The following is a 3,041-nucleotide window of genomic DNA, read 5'->3' as shown; positions in this document are numbered from 1 at the left end:
GCCGAGGAGGAACGTTCCTCCTCGGCCGCCGCAGCGGTCCGGAGCGCCCGGCTCAGTGGATGATGCCGGTGCGCAGCGCGACCGCGACCATTCCGGCGCGGTCGCCGGTGCCCAGCTTGCGGGCGATCCGGGCGAGGTGGCTCTTGACGGTGAGCGCCGACAGGCCCATCGCCACGCCGATCGCCTTGTTGGACTGTCCCTCGGCGACCAGTCGCAGCACCTCGACCTCGCGGCCGGAGAGCTCGCGGTAGGCGGCCTGCTGCGCGCCCGGCGCACCGGGTGCTCCGGGGGCGCCCGGAGCACCGGCCGCGCCCGGCATGCCAGGCATCCCGGGGCGGCGCATCCGGCCGGCCAGCCCGGCGGCGCCGAGCGGCATCCCGGGGCGGCCCGGCATCGCGACGTTCGTCCGGGTACCGGTCACCACGTATCCCTTGACACCGCCGGCCAGCGCGCTGCGGACCGCGCCGATGTCGTCGGCGGCGGACAGTGCCAGGCCGTTGGGCCAGCCCGCGGCGCGGGTCTCGGCGAGGATGGTCAGCCCGGAGCCGTCCGGGAGGTGCACGTCGGCGACGCAGATGTCGCGGGGTGTGGAGACCCGGGGGCGGGCCTCGGCGATGGAGGACACCTCGATCACGTCGCGGACGCCGAGTGCCCACAGATGGCGGGTGACGGTGTTTCGGACACGGGGATCGGCGATGACCACCATGGCGGTGGGCTTGGTCGGCCGGTAGGCGACCACGTTTGCGGGGTGCTCAAGAAGGACCGACACCAGGCCTCCTGCGGGGAGTGGCGGACGGAACCCCGATGGGGGCGGTCGGAGTGTTCCGCGTTCGGAAAGGGTCACAGTCTGCTTCGGCAGCAACCGTGCCCGGCTTTAGCGAAAGATCACGATCTAGTGAGTAACAATACGGACAAATCGCGCAAATGATTGATGCGACATGCCCGGTATTCGCACAAAATCGATCAGATTCGGTGTCGATCGGTCGGTGTCGACCGGTGAATTGACGAAGAGCGGGTCCGAAGTCACACTCCGTCAGCCCTGGGGGTGGCGTCCGGCCCCCGGGCGCCGTCGGGCCCGCACACCACCCGTCAGTGCGACCGGGGGCGTCGCCGGGCCGGCATCGGGACCACTCCACCGAGTGAAGGAACCTCGGCGGGCCCCTGCGGGGCCGGGGCGGTCGGCGGCAGGCCGGCGCTGACGCACAGCAGGTCCGCCCAGGCCGCCAGGTGCCGCTCGAAGCGGCCGTCGGCAGGGGTCCAGGAAGCCCGGATCTCGATCTCGGTCGAGGACGGGCGGTCCGCCAGGCCGCCGAAGTACTGGGAGGAGGCCAGGCTCACCGTGCCGGACGGCTCCGCGTACCCGGCGCCGTTCGCCTGCAGGGTGTCCAGCAGCCAGGACCAGCCCACCTCGGAGACCATCGGGTCGCCCGCCATCTCCGGCTCCAGCTCGGCCCGGGTCATCGTGACCACCCGGAACTCCCCGTTCCAGGCCTCCTGCCCGGCCGGGTCGTACAGCAGCACCAGCCGGCCGTCCGCCAGCTCCTCGCCGTCGATCTCGACCGAGGCGGTCACCGCGAACGAGTACGGGGCGAGCCGGCGCGGCGCCGGCGCGGGGGCGAGCTGCACCTCGGGCCGCAGCCGGGCCCCGTCCAGGGCCGCCACGGCCGCCCGGAACTCGCTCGGCACCCCCTCGTGCCCCGCTCCGCCACCTGCTCCGCCACCCTGTGCGGGGTGCCCTCCGACCGCTGCCATGCCCCGAAGACTAGGTCGAAGAACGGGGTTATCGCCGCAACTTCTCTCCCAGCGGCGTGCCGGAACGGCAAACCCGGACAGATCTTGGAGGAACCGACGAGACCGGCCGGGAAACCGGGCCCGGCACGCGTGCGAAGATTTGACGCGTGAGCGAGACAACGGCAGACACCACGGCGCCCACCCACGGCGGCCAGACCACCCCCCGGCGTCGCGGCGCCGCGCACGACTCCGCGTTCCTGCGCGCCTGCCGGCACGAGCCCGTGCCGCACACGCCGGTGTGGTTCATGCGCCAGGCCGGCCGCTCGCTGCCCGAGTACCTGAAGGTCCGCGAGGGCATCCCCATGCTGGAGTCCTGCATGCGGCCCGAGCTGGTCAAGGAGATCACCCTCCAGCCGGTGCGCCGGCACAAGGTGGACGCGGCGATCTTCTTCAGCGACATCGTGGTGCCGCTCAAGGCCGTCGGCATCGACGTCGACATCAAGCCCGGCATCGGCCCCGTCATCGCCGACCCGATCCGCACCGTCGAGGACCTGAAGCGGCTGCGCCCGCTGGAGCCGGACGACGTCCCCTACATCACCGAGGCCGTCGGCCTGCTGGTGGAGGAGCTCGGCGAGACCCCGCTGATCGGCTTCGCCGGGGCGCCGTACACGCTGGCCAGCTACCTGATCGAGGGCGGGCCGTCCAAGAACCACGAGAACACCAAGGCCATGATGTACGGGCAGCCCGAGCTGTGGGCCGCCCTGGTGGACCGGCTCGCGGACATCACCTCGGCCTTCCTCAAGGTCCAGATCGAGGCCGGCGCCTCGGCCGTCCAGCTGTTCGACTCCTGGGTCGGCGCGCTCGCGCCGGACGACTACCGCCGCTCGGTGATGCCGTCCAGCACCAAGGTCTTCGACGCCGTCGCCGAGTACGGCGTGCCGCGGATCCACTTCGGCGTCGGCACCGGCGAACTGCTCGGCCTGATGGGCCAGGCCGGCGCGGACATCGTCGGCGTCGACTGGCGGGTGCCGCTGAACGTCGCCGCCGAGCGGGTCGGCCCGGGCAAGGGCCTGCAGGGCAACCTCGACCCGGCGGTGCTGTACGCGCCCACCGCGGTGGTGGAGGCCAAGGCCGCCGAGGTGCTGCGGGCCGCCGAGGCGCTCGGCACCAGCGGCCACATCTTCAACCTCGGCCACGGCGTGCTGCCGTCCATGGCGAAGAGCGAGGTGTCGGAGACGATCACGTCGGCCGTGCCGCGGATCCACAGGATCGGCGGCTTCGGCTCGACCAGTTCCAGGTCGTCGATCCGG

The 3,041-nt window shown here is 72.3% G+C and carries 3 protein-coding genes; 1 reads left to right on the top strand and 2 read right to left on the bottom strand.

The annotated features are described in order from the left end of the window. Positions 1–52: 52 nt before the first annotated feature. Both ACIQOV_RS35010 and ACIQOV_RS35005 read right to left on the bottom strand, forming a co-directional pair. Positions 53–769 (bottom strand): response regulator transcription factor, encoded by a 717-nt coding sequence (locus ACIQOV_RS35010; protein ID WP_049651279.1) that lies wholly within the window; start codon positions 767–769, stop codon positions 53–55. A 320-nt stretch (positions 770–1,089) separates the two neighbouring features. Next, complete coding sequence (locus ACIQOV_RS35005) at positions 1,090–1,752, bottom strand: DUF3000 domain-containing protein (protein WP_401054884.1); 663 nt, start codon at positions 1,750–1,752, stop codon at positions 1,090–1,092. A gap of 236 nt (positions 1,753–1,988) precedes the next feature. Between ACIQOV_RS35005 and hemE the strand changes: the two genes are divergently transcribed. Then, positions 1,989–3,041 (top strand): uroporphyrinogen decarboxylase (gene hemE / locus ACIQOV_RS35000; RefSeq protein ID WP_401054885.1); only part of this gene is annotated, 1,053 nt, incomplete at its 3' end.

It is taken from the genome of Kitasatospora sp. NPDC091257, from assembly GCF_044757675.1.
Taxonomy (GTDB): domain Bacteria; phylum Actinomycetota; class Actinomycetes; order Streptomycetales; family Streptomycetaceae; genus Kitasatospora; species Kitasatospora lactacystinica.
The sequence above is the reverse complement of the archived record's forward strand: the minus strand, read 5'-3'. Positions and strand labels throughout refer to the sequence as shown.